This window comes from Gardnerella sp. KA00718 (assembly GCF_049244285.1).
GTDB lineage: Bacteria > Actinomycetota > Actinomycetes > Actinomycetales > Bifidobacteriaceae > Bifidobacterium > Bifidobacterium vaginale.
On sequence record NZ_CP058370.1, the window covers coordinates 1,289,929 to 1,311,975 of the forward strand.

General features: G+C 37.6%; 14 protein-coding genes, 2 tRNA genes and 2 pseudogenes. 7 read left to right on the top strand and 11 right to left on the bottom strand.

Annotation, left to right across the window (positions count from 1 at the left end):
- From HXT55_RS05305 to HXT55_RS05315, 3 genes are all read right to left on the bottom strand, one after another.
- Positions 1 to 1,578: an ABC transporter ATP-binding protein gene (locus tag HXT55_RS05305; protein WP_421792678.1), complete on the bottom strand. Its 1,578-nt coding sequence runs from the start codon at positions 1,576 to 1,578 to the stop codon at positions 1 to 3.
- A 197-nt stretch (positions 1,579 to 1,775) separates the two neighbouring features.
- Complete coding sequence (locus HXT55_RS05310; protein ID WP_014554685.1) at positions 1,776 to 2,378, bottom strand: ECF transporter S component; 603 nt, start codon at positions 2,376 to 2,378, stop codon at positions 1,776 to 1,778.
- Between the two features lie 346 nt (positions 2,379 to 2,724).
- Positions 2,725 to 2,798, bottom strand: a tRNA-Pro gene (locus HXT55_RS05315).
- A gap of 134 nt (positions 2,799 to 2,932) precedes the next feature.
- On the opposite strand from HXT55_RS05315, the gene HXT55_RS05320 reads away from it, so the two are divergent.
- Positions 2,933 to 4,030, top strand: a complete 1,098-nt coding sequence (locus tag HXT55_RS05320; RefSeq protein ID WP_004118270.1) for a hypothetical protein — start codon at positions 2,933 to 2,935, stop codon at positions 4,028 to 4,030.
- 73 nt (positions 4,031 to 4,103) lie between these two features.
- Here the strand turns inward: HXT55_RS05320 and glgX are convergent, their stop codons facing one another.
- Positions 4,104 to 6,242 carry a glycogen debranching protein GlgX gene (gene glgX / locus HXT55_RS05325; RefSeq protein ID WP_004118272.1) on the bottom strand — a complete coding sequence of 713 codons (2,139 nt, stop codon included), beginning with the start codon at positions 6,240 to 6,242 and terminating at the stop codon, positions 4,104 to 4,106.
- A gap of 230 nt (positions 6,243 to 6,472) precedes the next feature.
- Between glgX and HXT55_RS05330 the strand changes: the two genes are divergently transcribed.
- From HXT55_RS05330 to HXT55_RS05355, 6 genes and pseudogenes are all read left to right on the top strand, one after another.
- The gene (locus HXT55_RS05330; RefSeq protein WP_004112513.1) at positions 6,473 to 6,934 is read left to right on the top strand and encodes a YraN family protein; all 462 of its coding nucleotides are present in this window, start codon (positions 6,473 to 6,475) and stop codon (positions 6,932 to 6,934) included.
- A pseudogene (locus HXT55_RS05335) lies at positions 6,934 to 7,450 on the top strand (magnesium chelatase domain-containing protein); the annotation flags it as partial. The gene HXT55_RS05330 and the pseudogene HXT55_RS05335, both read left to right, overlap by 1 nt.
- 188 nt (positions 7,451 to 7,638) lie before the next feature.
- Positions 7,639 to 8,619: pseudogene (locus HXT55_RS05340) on the top strand (YifB family Mg chelatase-like AAA ATPase); the annotation flags it as partial.
- Positions 8,616 to 10,130, top strand: a complete 1,515-nt coding sequence (gene dprA / locus HXT55_RS05345; protein ID WP_248911602.1) for a DNA-processing protein DprA — start codon at positions 8,616 to 8,618, stop codon at positions 10,128 to 10,130. The pseudogene HXT55_RS05340 and the gene dprA, both read left to right, overlap by 4 nt.
- A 29-nt stretch (positions 10,131 to 10,159) precedes the next feature.
- Positions 10,160 to 12,151 (top strand): FAD-binding protein, encoded by a 1,992-nt coding sequence (locus HXT55_RS05350; protein ID WP_421792681.1) that lies wholly within the window; start codon positions 10,160 to 10,162, stop codon positions 12,149 to 12,151.
- A gap of 66 nt (positions 12,152 to 12,217) precedes the next feature.
- A tRNA-Leu gene (locus HXT55_RS05355) sits at positions 12,218 to 12,304 on the top strand.
- 82 nt (positions 12,305 to 12,386) lie between these two features.
- Here HXT55_RS05355 and HXT55_RS05360 read toward each other — a convergent pair.
- The 7 genes from HXT55_RS05360 to HXT55_RS05390 form a co-directional block, all read right to left on the bottom strand.
- On the bottom strand, positions 12,387 to 13,244 hold the full coding sequence (locus HXT55_RS05360; RefSeq protein WP_410313885.1) for a Nif3-like dinuclear metal center hexameric protein: 858 nt from the start codon (positions 13,242 to 13,244) through the stop codon (positions 12,387 to 12,389).
- Positions 13,245 to 13,312: 68 nt separating this feature from the next.
- Entirely contained in the window at positions 13,313 to 16,414 is a 3,102-nt protein-coding gene (polA, locus tag HXT55_RS05365; RefSeq protein ID WP_421792683.1) for a DNA polymerase I, read from the bottom strand.
- A gap of 122 nt (positions 16,415 to 16,536) precedes the next feature.
- Complete coding sequence (locus HXT55_RS05370; protein ID WP_004112506.1) at positions 16,537 to 17,325, bottom strand: ANTAR domain-containing response regulator; 789 nt, start codon at positions 17,323 to 17,325, stop codon at positions 16,537 to 16,539.
- 227 nt (positions 17,326 to 17,552) lie between these two features.
- Positions 17,553 to 18,635 (bottom strand): 1,4-dihydroxy-2-naphthoate octaprenyltransferase, encoded by a 1,083-nt coding sequence (gene menA / locus HXT55_RS05375; RefSeq protein ID WP_004575089.1) that lies wholly within the window; start codon positions 18,633 to 18,635, stop codon positions 17,553 to 17,555.
- 57 nt (positions 18,636 to 18,692) lie between these two features.
- Complete coding sequence (locus tag HXT55_RS05380; protein ID WP_064623476.1) at positions 18,693 to 19,466, bottom strand: energy-coupling factor transporter transmembrane component T family protein; 774 nt, start codon at positions 19,464 to 19,466, stop codon at positions 18,693 to 18,695.
- Between the two features lie 18 nt (positions 19,467 to 19,484).
- Positions 19,485 to 21,302, bottom strand: a complete 1,818-nt coding sequence (locus HXT55_RS05385) for an ABC transporter ATP-binding protein (RefSeq protein WP_064623473.1) — start codon at positions 21,300 to 21,302, stop codon at positions 19,485 to 19,487.
- A gap of 108 nt (positions 21,303 to 21,410) precedes the next feature.
- A complete protein-coding gene (locus HXT55_RS05390) occupies positions 21,411 to 21,992 on the bottom strand; it encodes a tryptophan transporter (RefSeq protein ID WP_004115564.1) in 582 nt (193 codons plus the stop codon).
- Positions 21,993 to 22,047 lie beyond the last annotated feature (55 nt).

Consider the following 22,047-nt stretch of genomic DNA (forward strand, 5'->3'; position numbering starts at 1 on the left):
CTACTCATTCCCTTCGCTATAGTTATGAGCGGACTCTACGATTTTTTCGTACTCAACTCTTATTACTCTTGCCTCTAAAGACTTTACAAGCTCATCATCGTGAGTAACCATAATCACCGCTGAGCCACTATCGCGGATTTGCGCAATAAGTTTTACCATTGCTGTCCAAGTTTTAAAATCTTGTCCAAAAGTAGGCTCATCCATAATAACAACACGCGGAGCAGCAGCTAAAAGCGTAGCTACAGAAAGTCTACGTTTTTCTCCTCCAGATAATGTGTAAGGATTAGCAAGAGCAAAACGCTTCAAATCCATACGTTCAAGCATGCTATCGGCAATATCGTAAGATTCCTTTTCGCTTTTTCCTTGCTTTTTAGGTCCTACAGCAACTTCATCTCTTACAGAAGATGTTATGAATTGATGTTCTGGCTCCTGAAACACCATGCCAACTCGCCCTAATAATTCTTGACTTTTCCAAGTAAAAAGATTATTTTTACGTCGTTTTGGCACATACTTTTCCATCATGCACACACTGCCAGCAATTGGTTTTAACAAGCCTGCAAGCGTTAACGCTAGCGTAGTTTTACCAGCACCATTAGGTCCCATTAAAGCCGTTACTTCACCAAAACGAAAAGCTACATTAACATGTTCCGCTAGTGGCAAAGTTCTTCCAAAAGAGCAATCATTAGTATAGAGCGCAACAGATTCTTCCGTATCTTTGATCTCGTCTTTGATCTCATCATCGCAATGTTTAGGAGCAAAAGATTTAACTGTTCTTCCTGGAACCCAAGCACCACCTTTTGCAAGCATATCGCCATATTTTTCAAAAACATCCTCAGGCTTACCGTCTGCAATAACGCATCCTACATTTGCATCATTATTATTTTCATTTTTTCCAATAACAATAACTCTATCAATCAAATCCAGCCACACATCAATATGATGTTCAACTACAATCATTGTAGAACCTGTTTTTTTAAGAATATTCGCTACAGCATCATGCACTTGCTGAACACCTTCAGGATCAAGATTAGCTGTAGGCTCATCTAAAAGCAGCAATCCAGGATGCATTGCAAGCACTCCTGCTAAAGCAAGACGTTGCCTTTGGCCTCCAGATAAAGATTGTGTTGAGCGTCTAAGACCCTGACTTCCTTGAGTAATATTGTCTAAACCAACAGCTTTTAGCGAAAGCTTTACGCGATTCCAAGTCTCTTCGCTATCAACTCCAAGATTCTCACTTCCAAAAGCTACATCGTCGCCTACTCTTTCAAGAATGATTTGTGAATCTGGATCTTGCATAACAAGTCCAACTTTTCCACGAGCATCCCTAGCATGAACACCACCGATTAGAAGGCTACCTTCTTCCATGCCTTCTGTTTCATCGCCTAAAACACCTGCTAAACCAGCCATAAATGTGCTTTTTCCAGCGCCAGAAGCACCTAAAAGCAACACATGTTCACCAGGCTTAATATCAATATTTACATTCCTCAACACAAAATCTTTGCGAGTAGCGTGTCTCCAACCCCAGTCTTTAGCAACTACACTAGCTGGAGTCCATTCAGTTTTATTCACAAATTGCATACAAACAAACTTTCATTGCATAGCAAAATTTTCATTGCATAGCAAAATCTAAAATATAAAAATTGCATAACACAATTTCAAAAATATAGAGTAAAACAAATACAAAATATAAGCGTCATACGAGTAAACTACCGTGTTTTGTACTTTTTACACAAAACACGATAGTTTACAAGCTGCAATGAGTATTTAGATATAACTCACACTAATGCTTGAGGACGGCCTGATTCAAAACGATCAAGCACGCCCGTTGCAGCTAATGCCTTTTGAACAAACCACACTACAACGCCTGCAACAATAAAACCAGAAATAATAGAAGTAACTAGATTTGCAACAATATACTGAGTACTCCAGCCTTGACCGCCGCTAACCCAATTATAAATAAAGCAAGCTACGCCTGCTAACGATCCAGATATTGCAGTGGAAAGCAAATTCCATGTTTTATACATAAAGAAAATGAATGCAAGTTCAGCGCCAACACCTTGAATAATGCCGACGATTAACGATCCGCCAACACCCCATTGATTTCCTAACATAAGTTCCACAAAAGCAGCAAGAGTTTCAGCAAACAATGCAGCACCAGGCTTACGCACGATTATTGCAGCTAAAGGTCCAGCAAAAAGCCAAAAACCATTAGATAAACCTTCAGCACCAGGCAACAGGCTTGCAAAAAGATTAGTAGGAGCTGCGCACACAATATCCCAAGCCCAGAATAATACGCCAGATGCAACAGCGATAATAGCAGCTATGACGATATCAAGAATACGCCAGCGATTAGAATGTTCCATTGAAACATTAGTCATAATAAGTGCCTTTCTTCAATATTGAAAGATTTGGGCACGGGAAAAGAGCGACATCCGTTGCTAACATTACTTAGCACACGTTCAATCGGTCGAAGCTTTCGCTTCCTCTCAGCCAGAAACGGCTCCCGAGTCAAATATTTATAATCACAATGTAAGAATCCAACGCAAATAATGCATCAAAAACTCACCTTTACAAGAATACACATAGAGTACTTTTTTGTATAGTAAGTGTTGAAAATGCAAATACGCAATTTTATATAAGCACATTTATATAAGTACACAACTACGTACACAGTTTAATTAAAAATTACACAAAAACAAGTAAATACAAGCAAATACAAAAAAGTCGGGGTGACAGGATTCGAACCTGCGACATCCTGCTCCCAAAGCAGGCGCGCTACCAAACTGCGCTACACCCCGAGGCTTCCAAGCTGACTACCAGCTCCAAGCACAATCAACTACAATAGCGCACATCGCAGACAAACGCAAATTTGCAACACGCGCGATAGAATATAAATAGCATTGAAAATAGGCGATAGATTTTAGAGGTTAGCATGGGGCGTTTTCAGCGTGCAGAAGCGGCTGGATTAATAGCTTTTTTAGCTTGTGCAATATTCAGCATAGTCGTAATGTCTGTATACATGAAAACTATGCCAGCGATTTGGCAAGTTACGCAACGATTATTTACGGTAGCATCTGGAATAGTGGCTATTTGCAGCATGTGTACTTTTGTAGTCGGATATTTAAGAACACACAAAGAAATACTTAAAAAGAATTGGCTACAAATTGCAAAACATGCTTTTGAAATAATCGCATTATCTACGATTTATGGCGCAACAATGCTGCTTATGTCTTTCGCTCTGCTTTCTATAATCAATAGCATTATTGGAAGAAGCGCAGTAAACAGTTATCTTCCTGTACTTTGTTGTGCTTTAAGTGGAATTGTTGGATACGCAACTCTGGTTCAAGCGGAACTCTTAGAGGCGAAAACCGTTGCATCACTGCTACCACTATTTGTGATTTCTGGTGCAGCAACAGCTGGATTGACATCCGACGACCCGTATTGGTACAACAATAACTTCTCTCAACTAGGAGATAAAACAACATTTGCTGCAAGCATGTTTAATGCTACGCTGATTTTATCTGGAATATGCATTATTATTACAAGCTACTTTGCTATAACAGAGTTCGTTGCCACTCAGAAAGAAATTTTGCAACATAAAGACACTAATATTACAAAACACTTTAAAACTAGAACCACCATTATGGCTACATTACTAATTTTGGGGGGAATTGCGTTTATTGGCATAGGAACATTTAGATACACTCCTCACCCAGTTATACATGATTTATGTGCAAGAGGTGTTACTGGTCTTATTTGCACTATGCTTATTTGCCTTCCTTGGCTTGCTCCTAGACTTTCTAAAACATTCTACGTAGCTTCAGATTTAGCAGTAGTCCTTACCGCATGGGTTGGAAATCAATGGGTGCAGGGTCATAACACATTAACTAATGTAGAAGCATTATCTTGTTTACTCTTTTTAGGATGGATAATAGTATTTTCAAGACAGGTCGCTGCAATGCAAAGCGACCGTTTGCAAATTAAAATAAATGAACATTCTAAAAACAATATTCAATATGATATAGGTTAATCAATAAAAAAGTTGAGGCTTAGAATCTAGTTTTTAGAATCTAAGCCTCAATTAGTTTTATATATGAATATTTTTATGCTAGATTATTTTCTTCTTGATTTTCACTCATAAGCAGAAGGAAACTTCGCGATTGAGCAACAATATTGAATCCTGATTCATAATGCAATTGCGGTCCTTTTGGATTATGAGTGTCCACAACAAGAGTCCACTTTTCACCATAATTCTTATCTGGCAAAGTAAATGTTATAGGCTCATAATGCGCATTGAAAATAAGAAGGAAGTCATTATCTACCATTCTGCTTCCATACCAATCGGTTTCTGGAATATCTGAACCATTCAAATAAATCATTACCGAAAGAGCATGAGTATTACTCCATGCCTCCATATCCATAACAGAACCAGTATGATCAAACCATTCTACTTGTGGAATCTCTGAAACATCATCCCCTGGTTCTCGACCAGTAAAGAATCTACGCCTGTGAAGAACAGGATGATCTAGTCTTAAATGAATAAGCTTAGAAACAAAATCAAACATATCTTTTTGTGTGGAATTAAAATCCCAATTAATCCAAGAAATAGCATTATCTTGGCAATATGCGTTGTTGTTTCCATTTTGAGTACGCATAATCTCGTCACCAGCGCAAATCATAGGAATGCCCTGGCTCATCAACAAAGTTGAGAACAGGTTTCGCATTTGACGTTGACGAAGTTCGTTAACATCGTGAATATTAGTAGGACCTTCTACTCCACAATTCCACGAACGATTATCGTTAGCACCGTCGTTATTGCCTTCTTTATTCGCTTCATTATGCTTTTCGTTATAGCTCACCAAATCGTTCATAGTAAAACCATCGTGAGCGGTAATAAAGTTTACAGAAGCTACAGGCTTACGTCCATTTTGCTCATATAAATCGGAGCTTCCCATAAGTCGGCTTGCAAATTCAGGCAAAGTCGAAGGCTGCGAGCGCCAAAAATCGCGTACGCAATCTCGGTAGCGACCATTCCACTCGGACCAGCTTGGAGGGAATCCTCCAACTTGATATCCTCCTACGCCAATATCCCAAGGTTCTGCAATAAGTTTTACGCTAGAAATAATAGGGTCTTGCTCAATAATGTCGAAGAATGCAGAAAGCTTATCTACTTCTTGGAATTGACGAGCAAGCGTTGCTGCCAAGTCAAATCGGAATCCGTCTACGTGCATTTCAGTTACCCAATAGCGCAAGCTGTCTGTGATTAGTCGCAATGCTTTAGGAGAACGCATAAGAAGCGAATTTCCAGTACCAGTAGTATCGAAGTAATGTCTCTGATCGTTATCTACAAGACGATAGTATGCGCGATTGTCGATTCCGCGGAAGCTTAAGGTTGGACCTCTATCGTTTCCTTCAGCGGTATGGTTGTAAACAACGTCTAGAATAACTTCCATTCCTGCAGCATGGTACGCCTTAACCATTGCCTTGAATTCGTTAACTTGCTCGCCGCGTTGTCCAGAACTCGAGTACGAATTCTGAGGAGCAAAGAATCCAATGGTGTTATATCCCCAATAATTGCTTAATCCCTTATTTTGCAAGAAAGAATCATTTACAAACTGGTGGATAGGCATAAGCTCAATAGCAGTAATACCAAGCTTTTTTAAGTAAGATATTACACTTGGATGAGCTAAACCTGCGTATGTTCCACGAATTTCTGGAGGAACATTACGATTTAAATTCGTCATTCCTCTAACATGAGCCTCGTAAATCACGCTATCGTGGTACGGAATCATTGGATGCTGGTCGTTACCCCAATCAAAATATGGGTTAATAACAGCTGCTTTCATAGTGTGATCTGCAGAATCCAAAGTGTTCATTGCGGCTAAATCATCTGGATTAGCAAACCAATACGAAAATAGGCTTTCGTCACCGTCAATATTGCCTTCTATTGCCTTTGCATAAGGGTCCAAAAGAAGTTTGTTTGGATTACACCATAATCCATGATTTGGATCATACGGTCCATGCACACGATAACCGTATCTCTGCCCTGGCTGTATTCCAGATATGTAAGTATGCCAAACGTAAGAATTCTGCTCGGTCATATCGATGCGAGTCTCATTGTCTTGCTCATCGAACAAGCATAGCTCAACATGCTTTGCCACCTCAGAGAACAATGCGAAGTTCACGCCTGCACCGTCGTAGGTAGCTCCAAGCGGATACATAGAACCTGGTCTAATTTGCATAATTCAAGTATTGCATATATTTATATAGTTTTCATTAATACTGTAGGCGATTCTTTATAAAAGATGAAAAAGATTTGAAAATAATCATAATTAACGCATAATAAAAAAAATATGAATTGTATTTATGTGCTAATTCCCCTTTAAAACCAACGCAACACGCCAAAAACATCCTTTAACCACATTGATTGAAAAATCTGGTAATTCGTTTTTAGTGTTGATGAAATAGCAATATGACATATAAGCAAAACGAATATTGCACGGATGGCGTGGGATTAAAAGAAGAAATTTTAAATCGCATAGCAGAAATTGAAGTAGAACTATGCGATTTTTCAATCCCTAATAAAACAATAGGAAATCTTGGAGAAGAATATGCATCTCTAAAACTAATTCTTAAAAATTGGATTCTATTAGACCGAAATTGGCATAGTCGTTTTGGAGAGCTTGATGTTGTGATGATGGATCCGTTTGGAAGAATTGTATTCATAGAAGTAAAAACGAGACGAAGCGTAAGATTTGGAACTCCACTAGAAGCAGTAACAAACGAAAAATGCTTAAAAACACATAAAGCTGGATTTAAGTGGTTAGACGAGCATAACTTTTTTAAACACAGAAAAATACGATTCGACGTTGTATCAATACTAATTTCAAAAGATAAAAATATTCAACTACGTCACATTTTAGGAGCATTCTAATGGTTATTGGAAACGCATTATCTGTAGGATTACTGGGTTTGAAAGCCTTTACAATACAATTGCAGGCATTCATATCTAGTGGATTGCCAGGATTCTCTATTATTGGTCTTCCTGACACCTCTTTAAGCGAGGCGAGAGAACGAGTTAAATCAGCATATACGTCTTTACGCTGCGAATGGCCAGAAACAAGGTTAACAGTGAATCTTTCACCTGCGTCTATGCCAAAAAGTGGAGCATCTTACGATCTTGCAATTGCAGCAAGCATACTTAGTGCTAGAGGAATTATTCCACTTAACGAGCTAGAAAATACGATTATTTTAGGAGAACTTAACTTAGATGGGTCAGTTCTACCAATTCAAGGCATGCTACCAATTTGTTTATATGCCAAGCAAAAAAATATTACAAAAATGATTATTCCCTACGAAAATCTTTCAGAAGCCAAGCTGATAAATGGAATTGAAGTAATTGGGATTAAACACATTTTAGATTTGGTAGACGAACTAAACGGGAAATTAGAAAACAAGGCTAGACCAATTGCCGAAAAGAACAGAGAACGAGCATTAAAAGCAATTAACCCTTATGATCATCTTCATATTAAAGAAATCGATAATACAAGACTCTATTCCAAATCAGCGCTTAACGATAATACGACTTCAAACATGAATAATACGGATAATGTTGATCCAATAAAAAGCGCCAATCCGTTAGGAGAAATCGGTGATATGTCGGAAGTATTAGGGCAAGAACACACAAAGTGGGCATTGCAAGTAGCGGCAGCTGGCGGACACCACGTTATGATGATTGGACCTCCAGGATCTGGTAAAACTATGCTGGCATCTAGAATGCCAAGCATCATGTGTCCACTAAACGAGCAAGAACAGCTTGAAGTGGCATCTATTAGGTCACTTTGTGGAACACTACCATACTATGGGATAACAGATGTTCCGCCTTTTGAGGCACCTCATCATACATCTTCTGCAGCATCTCTTATAGGAGGAGGCGCAGGTCTAGCCAAGCCTGGAATAATAACTCGTGCACATTGTGGAGTTTTGTTTATGGATGAAGCTCCAGAATTCTCACCAAGAGTTTTGCAAACTCTTAGAGAACCATTGGAATCTGGTCATATAGCTGTTTCGAGATCTAAAGGAACAACACTATATCCTGCTAAATTCCAACTTGTTATCGCAGCAAATCCATGCCCATGCGGATACGCCTATGGCAATGGCGAACGATGCACATGCAAAGAGAAGGAACGAATACGTTATTTTTCTAGACTTTCTGGACCAATTCTAGACAGGATTGATATTCAAATGGATGTTCCACCTGTAGAAAAAATTATTACTTCAAAAGCGCAATTAGAACATGGATCTAGTCAAATGTCAGAAAAGATTCTAACTAGTGCAATGATGCGAGAAAACGTAAAAAACGCAAGGCTGGTTGCTCAAAATCGTTTTAGAAAACTCGGATGGAGTTGTAACGCTCAAGCGTCTGGAACATGGCTTAGAAAATACACATCTAAATACGCTATTGAGTTGATTAATAAATCACTTGAAAACCACAAGTTGAGTTTACGCGGAGCAGATCGGGCTTTAAGGCTTGCATGGACTTTAGCTGATCTTTATGGGCACACTTCTCCAGATTTAACTGACATGGCTCAGGCAATTAGTTTAAGGACCAGAATATGAACAATATTAGTAGCATAAATGGCAATAACAATACTTACAGAATAGATAACGATACTTTATCGCGCGCAATACTCACATTTTGTATTGATGGCGCAGATGCAATAATGTACACACTTGTAATAGGGTCAGTAAACGCTGGCAGTATTGTGGAAACACTTCACCTTATTTGCGAATCTATAAGTGAATCTATTGGTAAAACAAAAAACAAGCAACTAGAGTTAGATCTGCAAAATAGCTGCTGTCAGGATGATTTTTACATAGACGGATCTTTAGAAAACCAGACTAAATCGAATTTAAATGATTTAGAAAATGATGGAAAAATTCTTAATATTATAAAAAATCACTCGAAGGTTTCTGTTTTAGAAGAATATTTTCTAAATGGTCTTAAAATATGGGGAAGCAATAATGCTGACAATAAAATTGCTATTAACAATTTTGATATATTACACAGATCCATTAAAAAATGGTGTTTAAGACTAAAACAATTGCCTTCTTGGGATTCAAATCAACTTAAAAGATGGTTTAGTTCTAACGGAACGCAATGGATTATTTCACCAAACAGTAAATATTGGCCAAAACAGCTACAAGATTTAGCAACCCAATGCCAAGTAGCTCCCCCATTGTGTTTGTGGGGAATTGGAGATCCCAACGCGCTTATTCAATGTAAGCAGCCACTTGCGATTGTTGGCTCTAGAGGTTGCAATGACTACGGATACGAGCTTAGCTTTACATTCGCTAAATCGTGCGCTAAAAAGGGGCACACAGTTATTTCTGGCGGAGCTTATGGTATTGACGCTGCAGCTCATTGGGGAACCTTGGATGCTTTAGACTCTCATGCAGCAAATGTTAATCCTGTTGGCAAAACAATTGTTGTTTTTGCTGGAGGTTTGAACAAAATGGGACCTTCAAGCAATGCTCAACTTTTTGATGCGATTCTTTCTAGCGGCGGAGCATGTATTAGCGAATTATGCCCAGACACTACTCCTGTTGCACGTAGATTCTTACTCAGAAATCGCCTTATTGCGGCTATTGCCAGCAAGGTAATAGTATCTCAAGCACGATTACGATCCGGAGCTTTAAACACAGCAAACTGGGCGAATAGCTTAAATCGCGAGATTTATTCTGTTCCAGGAGATGTAACATCACCGAGTAATGCTGGATGCAATATGCTTATTCACGATGGAAAAGCTATGATGATATGTTCACAAAATGATATAGATAGTATCTATCCTAATTCCCACCATTATTTGCCACACTCTTTAAGCAATAACAATATTATTCCAGATACGTGTAATGATTTTCAAAAAATTGTATTGAAAGCAATTCAAGAGTGTAAGAGCAAAAAAATATGCGCAAACATTGACAATATACATGCAATCATGCTTCATACAAACTCAAATAATGATTTTTCAATATCTAAGATTTCTGGAGAAATAGCAATTCTTGAATTAAATGGAATAGTCAAAAACCAAAATGGTGTTTTTAGTTTAAATAGGAAAAATCTTAAATAAAAAGCAGAAAATATGAGAAAATAAATGTTATGCAGTCAAACTTGAGTCAGCAAAAAGAAAATACTACTACAGTTAAAGAAAAAACTGTGCAAATACAAGTAGAGCAATCATCATACGATGTTGTGATTATCGGCGCAGGAGCAGCAGGACTTTCTGCAGCACTGGGATTAGTGAAATCTGAAGAATATAAAGCGCTAAAATCTCAAGGAAAACAGCCTAAAATATTAGTGATTTGCAAGCTTCAAGCGTTAAGGTCTCATACAGGTTCTGCCGAAGGTGGAATCGCAGCATCATTAGGAAACATAGAAAAAGATTGCTGGCAATGGCACTATTACGACACCGTTCACGGTGGAGACTGGTTAAGCGATCAAGACGCAGCAAAAATGCTAGCAAAAGAAGCTAGAGATACAGTTATTGAACTAGAACACTTTGGAGTTGCCTTTTCTAGAACAGAAGATGGTCATATTAATCAAAGATTTTTTGGTGGGCATACTGCCGACTTCGGTCAGCAGCCAATTAGACGAGCTGCGTACGCTGCAGACAGAATTGGACACCAAATTCTATACAGCCTATGGCAAAAATGCATAGAGGAAAATATTAAAATTGAAGAAGATATTTATGTAACAGACCTTGCTATAAACCACAAATCTAATAGCGTAGAGGGCATAATCGCGCTAAACGAAAAAAGTGGAAAAGTAGAAAAAATATGTGCAAGAAATGTTCTTATAGCAACTGGTGGAGCTGGAAGACTATTTTCAACAACATCTAATTCCTGGGATTTAACTGGGGACGGAATGTCTTTAGCACTAAACGCAGGATTGCAACTAGAAGACATAGAGTTCATACAATTCCATCCGACTGGTCTAGCTCATACTGGAATATTGCTTTCGGAAGCAGCTCGAGGAGAAGGCGGAGTTCTTAGGAATTGCAAGAATGAAGCATTTATGAAAAACTACGATGATACGCATGCGGATTTAGCTCCAAGAGATGTAGTAAGCAGGTCGATTGTATCAGAAATAGATGCTTTAAGAGGCGTTGAAGATACTACTAGCAACATTGATAGAAAAGATTGCGTATGGCTAGATATGACTCGTATAGAAAAGCAACATATGCTAGAAGCTCTTCCACAGGTTGTAGAAACTATTGAAAAATACGCTCATCTTGATCCATCAAAAGATCTTATACCTATTAGACCTACAGCGCATTACACGATGGGGGGAATACCCATATCACTTAACGGGCAAGTTTATAAACTGGTTAATAATAAAAAACAGAGAATAATAGGATTATATGCCGCAGGAGAATGCGCATGCTCGGGAGTACATGGAGCCAATCGCCTTGGCGGAAACTCTCTTCTTGATGCATGCCTGTTCGGAAAACTAGCTGGTAAGTCTATTGCAAAAGAATTAAAAGAACAAAGTCAGGAGAAAAGTCAGGAAAAACACGAGGAACATACAGCAGATACATCAAAAAATGTGTACGATAGCACTCCTAATACTTTTGAAAATCTAGACAAATTATCAGAAAATCGTGTACAAGAGATAATCGGTCTTATTCAAAATACAAGTACATCTAGCAACACAACAAACCCATATAATCTACTAGAAAAACTAGAAAATATTATGGAAAATGCTGCAGCGGTTAGGTGCAGTGAAAATACCCTTAAAGATGCTTTGCAAAAAATCGATACGATTATTATTCCGCAAGCTAAAATTCTTATTTTACATTCACAAAATCTTGTTTTTAATCAAGAGCTAATTGCTATTTGGGAATTACAAAACATGATTACGCTTGCAAAATCGGTTCTGCAAGCATCACTTGCAAGACATGAATCTCGTGGAGCATTCACAAGATTGGACTATCCAAAACGTAATAACAATCAAAATCCACAACATTCTATAGTGGATTCAAGCGGTGAAGTACAAAATATTCCAGTAATAATTGTCGATTTTGACCCAAACAAGCCTATTAATCATCAAAATAAGGATGAAATTAACAAAATTATGACAAAAATAGATTAATTTTCAACACGCCGAAGCAAAGAGTTAAAAAAGATGTTATAGTTCTATCTGTTGTCTAAAACACCCGTCCGGGTGGCGGAATGGTAGACGCGCTAGCTTGAGGTGCTAGTGCCTATTTGTACAGGCGTGCGGGTTCAAGTCCCGCTCCGGACACGGAATGAAGTCTTGCTGAGAAATCGGCAAGACTTTTCTGTTTTTTCATATTCATATCCGCTAATCGCGCTGATCGATCACTCTAATTAATCACATAATTCCAAGGGTCGAAAGCTCTACCAATCCAAGAAACATCCAACGATTCACCAAAATTCTTGTATATAGAATCATGAACATCTTGCACAGCATACTTAAACCACAACGACTCAATGGCACTATGAGGAGTGTTTATAAGCATAGGCTTAATAATATTAGAGTGCGTTAGTTGCGATTCATAAATAGCTTGCTCATACGCGTCCGTTGCAGGATGATGCCTTAAATCACTTGTTACATACACATCTGCTCCGCAAGCGCGAACTTCATCAAATAAAGAATCACCTGAACCTGGAAGAACAGCTATTTTGCTAACCATAGCATTAATATCTCCACACACTTGAACGCCTAGATTAGTAGTAGGCAAAGCGTTAAAAACGCGTATAGCAAACTCTTTAAGCGTGATTTTTTGCTCAAGCACTCCAACTCTACCAAGACCAAGAGAAAGGTCATTATTACTTGCTGGAACAAGAGGATGCAAATCTTTAAGACCAAAAGCATTAGCTGCAGCATCCGCCACTCCCCTAAAAGCCGCATCCGCATTAGTGTGACCAACCCACAAGCCACAACGATTTTCAATAAGCGTCTGAACTATTTTTCCTCGAACAGAAAAACCAGAAACTTCATGAACTGACCTAAAGAATAAAGGATGATGAGAAACAATCAAATTAGCACCCATTTTGCACGATTCTTCAACAGCTTCTAAAGTTGGATCAGATAAACAAACTATCTTATTCACATTATCCATAGGATTTCCAACAATTAGTCCAGGATTATCCCAAGATTCAGCAAGATTTAGAGGATATAAGTCTTCTAAAACCCTAACAACATCAACTAAAGTTGCCATATTCTACACCTTTACAATAAACCTACAATAAACCTACATTGGCTTTACAATAATTCTCACAAATAAAATCAGTGAGCAGCAAGCTGCCAGTCAGCTCCCAATCCAGTAGACACATTAAGCGGAACGTCTAGCTCAACAGTATGTTCCATAGCGTTTTTAACAATATTTTCTACAATATCTGCTTCGCCATGTGCTATTTCGAGAACAAGTTCATCGTGTATTTGCAAAATCACACGACTTTTTACTTTAGCTTCTCGCAAATCCTTATCTACTTGAATCATTGCAAGCTTCATAATATCTGCAGCACTTCCTTGAATAGGAGCATTTAAAGCTGCTCGCTCTGCAGCCTCACGAGATGCCCTATTCGTGGAATTTAGCTTAGGAAAATACCTTCTACGACCAAACATCGTTTGAGTATATCCAAGCTTTCTAGCTTTATCTACTAAAGACTCCAAATAGTCATGCACGCCACCAAAAGTATTGAAATACTTTTCTTTAAGGACTTCTGCAGCAGCAGGACTAATAGAAAGCTGTTTTGCTAAACCATAAGTACTCAGCCCATATGCCAATCCGTAACTCATTGCTTTAACATGCGATCTCTGATCTGAGCTAACTTGTTCAACTGGAATCTTATAAACCAAGCTTGCTACAAACTTATGAAAATCAACACCAGACTTAAAAGCTTTAATAAGTGTTTCATCTGCAGAGGCATGAGCCATAATTCTAAGCTCTACTTGAGAATAATCACAACTCATAAGCTGATCGTATTGGTTTCCTGGAATAAAAGCAGCTCTAATTTCCCTACCAACCACATTCCTATTCGGTATATTTTGCAAATTTGGGTCCGAAGAACTTAAACGCCCAGTAGCTGCAATAGTTTGTTCAAAAGTGGTATGAATCCTGCCATCTTCATATCTTGCAGAATCAATAAGACTCTGTACAATCTGCTTTAACTTGTTTGTCTCACGATGTTTTAGCAAAGCCCCCAAGAATTGACTAGCTTTTTCATCTGGATCAATTTTTGCATATAATTCTTGCAATGCTTCTGCATTAGTAGTATAAGATCCACTTTTCGTTCTTCTTGTAGGCTTTAAACCCATATCCTCAAACAGCAATTGTTGAAGCTGCTTAGGACTTTGCAAATTTATCGGCTTGTTCGCCACATCCAAAGCCATTTTTTGGGCAAATTGAGCTTCTGCCGCAAAATTATCTCTCATAGATACGAGCCTGTTCATATCTACGGCAGCACCTGCATCTTCCATGCCTCTTAACACCCTGGAAACAGGCATTTCTACATCGACCATTAAGCCTGTTTGTTTACGTTCATCTAGTTTTATAGCATATTGCTTTGCCAACAATCTTATTGTTATAGCAGTTTCCAAAATACGCTTTTCTTGCTTTTTACGCTTATCCTCTTCTTGATTTAACTCTTCAGGATTATCACTATCTTCTAAAACAAAATCAAGCTCTCCTTGTGCAGGCTCTTCATTAGATTTTTCATTTTCTACATGAATATTTAGAACATGTTCCGCCATATCTTCAATATTTTCATTGCGAAAATCTGGTTCTATCAAATAAGATGCTAAACGAGTGTCAAGTAATGGATTAAAAGAGTAATTATTATCTACAATTTTCAGCGATTTAAGAAGAGCTATATGTTTTTTGTAGTCATGCAAAACAATTGAAGATTCATACATTTTTATGAAATCTTTTAGCTTGTGGCAGATTTCATTACAATCTTCGCTAGAATCCCCATTAAGAACATCAGAATACACAATTGCAGCATTATTTTGCGATAGCATTACTAGCACATCTGCATAAATACCAAACTGACTACTATTATTTGGTTTTTGCAATGCATATATAACTAGTTCTTTGTGATCTTTAATAGTTTTTGCACACTCTAAATCATTTCTTATAAGATTTAAAGAAGGTTTTTCTTGAGACTCAAGTAATTCAAACAAATCTACGGTTGCTTTAGATTTATATTCCGTATTCTCTTTAACTAATTCTGACGATCCATTTGACTCACTTTTCTCAATACATGGTGACACGAGATTAATCCAATTATCTAAATCAGATTCTGAATAAATTTTATGAATATTTATTTTATCTACTATAGTTTTGAAATCCTCTAAATCATCTGAATTATCAGACTCTGTAGAACTAACATCACTGCCAGCATGAGTGCTTCCAGCAGAAATCATCATCTTAATGTTCTCTTCTAAAAGCTCTTTGCTTCCACGCGTAAATTCTTTTAAAATCTTCCTTCTACTGCGAGTACCAAATTCGAGTCTTTCAAACAATTCGCCAACTGACGCGGCATCAACATTTCCAAATTCAAGATCATTAATACCAACACCAAGATCTAAATCTTTAACAAGAGTATTTACTTTCTTATTCAGACGAATCTGATCTATGCTTTCTCGCAAAGACTCACCTTTTTTGCCAGTCACCTGATCCGCGTGTTCTATAATGCCTTCTAATCCACCGAATTGATTAATCCACTTTGCTGCATAACCATCGCCTACGCCAGGAACACCTGGAATATTATCAGAAGTTTCTCCTCTAAGCGCTGCTAAATCTGAATATTGCTTAGGCGTAACATTATATTTTTCAATAATCGCATCAGTATCCATTTGTTTTAAATCTTTAAAATGCCTGCCTGGATACAAAACATTTATATATTCATCAATAAGTTGGAACGCATCACGATCTCCAGAAAGAACAAGAGTCTTATATTTAGCTTTAGCGCCCATTGTGGCTAAGGTTGCAATAATATCGTCGCCTTCATAACCCTGTTTTGTAATATATTTAACACCTAATGCATTGAGCAATTCTTGTATAACAGGAAGTTGAGCTAGAAGCTCTTCTGGTGCAGCTTCTCGAGTTCCTTTATATTGCGGCAAAAGTTTATTCCTAAAAGTTCCGCCTTTAACATCAAAAGCAACAGCAAGCTTATCTGGTTTTTCTTTTTCAATAACCTGAGAAAGCATTGTTGAAAAACCCCATATTGCATTGGTTGCAAAACCAGATTTTGTTGAAAAATTATCCGCAGATATTGCGTAAAAAGCACGAAACGCAAGTGAGTGGCCATCTACCACCAACAACGTTCCATTTTCATCCTCATTATTCAAAGAATCCTCGTTTGCAACGATGCTGGCATTCACTTAACTACCCACCTGCGTTCTCGTAAAATAAATTTTTTATGAAATTATTTACCATAGCTGTCACAACCATTAATTGTAACAACTACAAAATATTGTTTTTAAATAATGCTTTGGAATACTGTTTACGCTTCTGCAGATGGTTTTTCTTCACCATACTTAGCAATAATAGCCAAAGCAAGACGCTTCTTTGGAATACGCTGATCCATAGAAGTTTTTTGAATCCAGCGGAAAGCACCCTGTTCCGAGAATCCAGCCTTGTCCATAAGCAAACCTTTTGCCCTGTCTACAAGCTTACGCTCTTCAAGAGTATCTTCAGCCTTCCTAAGCTTCTCTTCTGCTTTACGAAGCTGATCTTGCGCATCCTGTAGCTTATTTTCAGTACGCTCAACACTATCTAATAAATCGTTAATTTCACTAAACCTACCCATAGCTACTTCTAGAGCAGGTAAAAGTTTTGACTCCTCATACGGCTTTGTAACATAAGCCATAGCACCAGCGCCAGTAGCTCTCTTAACTAAATCAGATTGAGAAAAAGCAGTGAGCATAACAACTGGAGCAATATTCTCGTCACAAATAGTGGCAGCTGCTTGAATACCATCTACTACTGGCATCTTAACGTCCATGCAAACAACATCTGGATGGAATTGACGAGTAAGATTAACCGCTTCTTCTCCATTAGCTGCTTGTCCTACAACCTTGTAGCCATTATCTTCCAACATTGCTACAAGATCCATACGGTTCACTGCCTCGTCTTCTGCAACTACAACAGTTTTTTCAGCATTTTCTTTTTTGCTTTCACTGTTATCATCGTCTTTTTTAGGAGTAGACAACTCAGCCGCATCTCGCAACTCATCATCGGTAAGCACAACTGGCGACTTCCCCATCTCTTCATCGCTGGTTACAGCAGACATTTTACAACCTCATTTCCTTACCCTAAAACACAAGGCAACAGCGCTATGTATTCCACCAACACACATTTTGCACACTCTAATACACGCCAGCTTTGCGGTCATTGCGTGAACCAGCATCATGCATATTCATTGCACAAACACTAAAAGCACACCGTGCGCGTTGCCATACGATTTTACTAGTACGCATGTATAAAATACATTATAAACCGCTTTTTAATGCGGTAAAGCTAGCATGCAAATATTGACAATACAAAAGTCAAAGAACCAAGCATTGCTAAAGATACGCATATTGGAAAAGCATTAGCATAATTCCCACATATAACCGCATATGCTAGCGAATACGCTTTTTTAATAAACATGTAGGTAAGCAATAATAACAAAATGCAGCAAACAATAAACACACCCTGATTAAACAAGAAGCAATTTATTCTGAAAGCATTTTTATTCAATCTGGCTACATTCCAAATTATTGTCATAAACTTAGCAAAAAATATATTAAGAAAAACATAAACACACTGCAGAAGCGTAAACATAATTACAACAGAAACGAATATAATTCGCCCTATATTCTCCCCAACAATTGACATTGCTGTAAATTTTGCGTGTTTTGTATCACTTTCTATATCTCTTAAATTGTTAATCATCATAAGACAAGCAGAGAATCCGCCTGGAATAATGGACAATAACACACAAAACACAATTTGTGGAACGCTTGCCGTTGTTATTGATTCTTTAGGAAAACCACTTCCAAAACTAAGAGCACACAATGTTCCTAGAAAAGCAACAGGTCCAAAGAACAAAAACGCACTAAATTCTCCCCAACCACGGTAACCGTAAGGATGCGATCCTCCCGCATAAAACCACGCTCCCATAAGACAAACTAGTCCAAGAAGAATAAATATCCAAATTCCACTTCTAACAGTAATGATTAACCCAAAAACACATGATACTAAGGCAGATATGCAAACAGCATACAAAACTGATTTTGGTTTAATACCAGCGTCTGCAAGTCTCCAAGACACATCACACAATGTTTTATCGCCTAAATCTCTATTAGATCTTTGATCATCTAATCCGCGCAAACCATCACAATAATCATTCGCATAGTTCACTGAAATCTGCATAAAAGCAGCAACACCTATACACAATAGTGATTGAATAACAAAATTTTCAATATTATAAGGTTTTACAAGTATTTGACCACTGAATAAATATCTTGCAAAAATCGAAATCGCCATAATAACTGGCACTATTCCGATTGGAAGAGTATAAAGTCTTGCACCTTTAAGCCAAACCTTTAAATTATTCATCAAAAATCGCCTAGATTCTAGAATTTTTTAACTTATTCTAGATTAGTTTAAACTATTTTAAATAATTTGTGGAGCTAATATAGACACAACTATAGGCAAAGCAATCATAATCGCAGATATTACAATAAGAACAAGCCCACGCCATCCAAAAGTGTACTTTTTATAAGATGACTTACGAGTGCGCAAATAGAATCCACGTTCTTCCGCAGCCAAAGCACAACTATCGGCTTTACGAACAGACAAAACCAAAAGAGGCACAATCAAAGGCATCATCAGCTTAATCTTTTTAAAAGGATTCTTAGTATCGAACTCAACTCCTCTTGCCATTTGAGCTTCCGTAATCTGAGACATTTCGTACGCAAAAATAGGAACAAAACGCACAGCTGTAGTAATAGTAAAAACATAACAGTAAGGAACATGTAGATATTGAACAACAGCATTAGCTAAATCGTTCAATTTTGTAATGCTAAGAACGCTAACAAGAGGCAAAGCAAAACAGAATAGTCTAAAAGATGCTCTTGCAGCAACAGAAATTCCTCTTGATGTAAACCACAAGAACATATAATTTCCACCCTGAGCAATAATCGTTTGCAAAAAGAACATTACAACGCCGAGAATAAGCATTGCGCGCACAAGAGGAAACAGAGTTTTAAGAATCCCAGCCATAGCCATAGCAACAAGAATCAATATTGCAATAGTTACAAGAACGCTAAATTGTTGAGCTATAAAAGCAGACACAACAACGCTTATAGCTAATATAAGTTTTGCAATAGGATTTGCCTTGTGCAAAAAAGTTGAACCAGCATTATAAGTAAGAATCTTAGTTTGCATAAAAATCACCCATTTGTTTTACAAATTGCAACTCTTTTTAAGAGCATTAACCAACATATCTCTCTTATACAATCCTTTACACTTAGCAAAACCATTTTTAACTAAGCCCTGAGATACAGCGCACAAAAGAGGAGCACATAAAGCAGCTTCATCGCAAATACTCTTATTCTCAAACACATGGCTTATGCTTCCGCCTTCAAGAATATGTCCATCATTTACTACGATTAAACGCGTTGCAAAATCAAGAACCACTTCCATATCGTGACAAACCATTATTACGCAACAACCATGGTCTCTAAGGTCTTCTACAACTTGCATAATTCTCAAGCATTCCATGTAATCCAGTCCGCAAGTAGGCTCATCTAACACAAGAATCTTAGGTTTAGTTACAACAGTTGCAGCCAAAGCAACCATCTGACGCTGACCTCTAGAAAGCATAAAAGGGCTAGAATTAGGATCTAAATTAAGCTTTTCAATCACTTGCATAGCATGATCATTAGCTTCTTTAACAGACTCACCTAAAAGAATACAACTAAACGCTACTTCTTCTAAAATAGTATCTTTACAAAGCTGACGATCTGGATTCTGGAAAAGAGTCGAAACATAGTGAGCAATTTGGCTTATTTTCATGTTGCTAGTATTTTTGCCATCAATAAAAATACTTCCACTACTTGGCTTAAGCAAACCGTTTATTATCTTAGTAACAGTTGTTTTTCCAGCACCATTTCTTCCAACAAGAGTTACAAGCTCCCCAGGATAAGCGTCAAAAGACACGTTTTCTAAAGCACTAACACCACTCGGATATGAAAAACTAACATTTTGCAAAGAAAGACATGGTGAAGAATTTTGTGCTAAGTTTTGCGATGCATTGGAAAAGTCGAAAGCAGCCGCACATTTATCTTCATCGCATTCACTATGTGAATCATCATGTGAAACTAAAGAATTTCCACTATTAATCGTATTAACAATAGTATTTACTGTATCTTCTACAGACACAGGCAAATCGCTTTTAGAGCAAACACTCTCACGCTGTAAATCATTAACTAAATGCGTAGTGCGCGGATAATTTATTCCAATAGAATAAAGCAAATCCATATTTTTTAGCGCTTGTCCAACAGGAAAATCCAGTGATAAAGTGCCATTAGAAAGCACAACCAAACGCTTGCAATACTCGCTTAAAAGCGCCACTTTCTGCTCAATTACAACAACCGTTATTCCAAAATTCTTATTCAAATCTTTAAGAATCGAAAAAATCATTTTAGAAGAAACAGGGTCTAAAGCGCACGTAGGCTCATCTAACACCATAACTTTAGGTTTTAGCGCAAGAATAGCAGCAATCGCAACTTTCTGCTTTTGACCTCCAGAAAGAGTGTCTAAATCGCGGTTGCGCAAATCACTAATGCCAACAATTTGTAAAGCTTCATCGATTCGATTCGGTATTTCATTGTGCGCAACACCAAAGTTTTCTAGACCAAAAAGAATCTCATCTTCTACGTTTGCAGCCACCATTTGCGCATCAATATCTTGGATAACTGATCCAATTAAGCAGGCTATATTAGTTAAAGCAAGATTTTTAGTTTCTTGACCTGCAATCTTAACGATTCCAGAAAGTTCTCCAGAATAATGATGAGGAATAGCACCAGAGAAAATAGAGGCAAGAGTTGTTTTACCAGATCCAGATGGTCCAATAATTCCAACAAATTCGCCAGCTTCAATACTAAGGCTTATATTGTTCAAGGCAAAAGTGGAATCTTGTGCCTTTGCAGAGTCTAAAGAATCATCCTTATTATGATTCAAATATTTAAAAGATACTTCCCTAAGCTCAAGCAAAGACACAACAATTCCTAACTCTTAAAAATCCAACAATACTATAAACATTACTTATTGATTACTCTCTGACGATTATATGACTTATTGGATATTATCCAACACAAATTCAAATACTTACTTGTGTAGAACGAGTCGAATTGGAGTGTAAAGAACTTCAACAACAACAGCATTAAACACAGCAGTTCCCAAAATGATTGGAAGCATAACAAGAATAGTCTTAGGAGAATGAAGAACAAAGAAAGATGCAGTAGATGCAAATATTAAACCAGAAACAACTGTAGTTATAAAAGTTGCTATAAGTGGGAAAATACTGAACTTTCTAGCAGCATCCTTAGGGAAAACGCGGACATAAGCCATAATCATCAAAGTCATAACAATTGCTGCTGGAATATCGCAAACATAATTAAGACCAGGAATAGATGCGTTAAATTGCATTAAAGTCGCAGCCAAAGCACCAATAATCGCACCCTGAATAACATTTGGACGAACCAGCAAAATCGCAAGGCAGAATGATGCGATTAAGAAGTTTGGTTTAATATTTCCAATTGAAAGTGCTTTTGCAACTGTAAAGTCAAGAATACATCCTGCTGCAAAAAGAACAGCCACCAACACTAAAGACGTAATATCTAAAGCGTGCTTTTTAATACTTACAGCATTAAGCATATTACCTTCATGTTCGTTAATTTCCTGATTCATAATCTTCTCCTTTAAGTTGCGATAATCAAGTTTTAATTATCGACTTTTGTTATTT